The following is an 878-nucleotide window of genomic DNA, read 5'->3' on the forward strand; positions in this document are numbered from 1 at the left end:
TTCACTGACTTTGAACATCTCTTCAATGACCTTGCCGAACTGGGCATATCTGGGGGCAAAGGTGTAGCCAAACAGATCCAACAAGGCAAAATTTACATGATTAACCCCATGGGTATCGGTCGATAATACATCGGGTTGTATCTCTGATGTATTGCTTTGCAACAAATCAAAGATGTAGTGGGATTCATGTTCGTTGGAGCCAATCACCTTGGCGTTTAGCGCTGCGTGATTGGCTATCAAAGTGATGGCCGAGACGCCTTTGTTAGTACCAAAGTATTTTGAGGAGTACCGGGTTTTAAAAGTCTCCAACCGGCTCTCGAACTTTTGCCCATCGGCACTGGCATGGATGAGGTCTTCCTGGATATTGTAGTGTTTAAAGATGGCCAGCCTGGCGACCGGGTTGTTGATTACATCATTGGCATTATTTAGCGTCTCCGGCCGCAGGTAATTGGCTTGGATACCTTTTAGTTGGTCATACGCCCGGTCGGAGATATTGGCCATGCCGTACAGCCCGTAATTAGTGCCGTTACCAATAATAACGGCCAACAGATCATTAACATTCGCACGGCCTTTCGACTGGACAGGTAGTACATGTTCAAAGTTGTCCAGAAAGCCAGTCTCCTGATCCACGTAGCGCAGTACATCGGTAATATTAATCGGTTTTATCTGGTCAAAGAACGGGTTGTTCAGCATACTTTTAACACCGGTTGAGGGCAGCCGCCACTTTGTTTTACCGGTGCGATTGCGCAGGATAACGTTTTGGTTGTCACCGTTTTCGATGCGCCGACTGACCTGTTGTAGTTTATCGTTGAGATCACAGGATAAAGTCTCGATTAGTTTGCTGGGTTTCGCCGTCAGGCGAGGCAACATGGATTGTT

At 47.0% G+C, this 878-nt stretch carries 1 protein-coding gene; it reads right to left on the minus strand.

Annotation, left to right across the window (positions count from 1 at the left end; translation table 11 throughout):
- On the minus strand, positions 1-878 hold an 878-nt coding region (locus A3751_RS03185; protein ID WP_156492231.1), incomplete at both ends, for a Tn3 family transposase.

This window comes from Oleiphilus sp. HI0080, assembly GCF_001635135.1.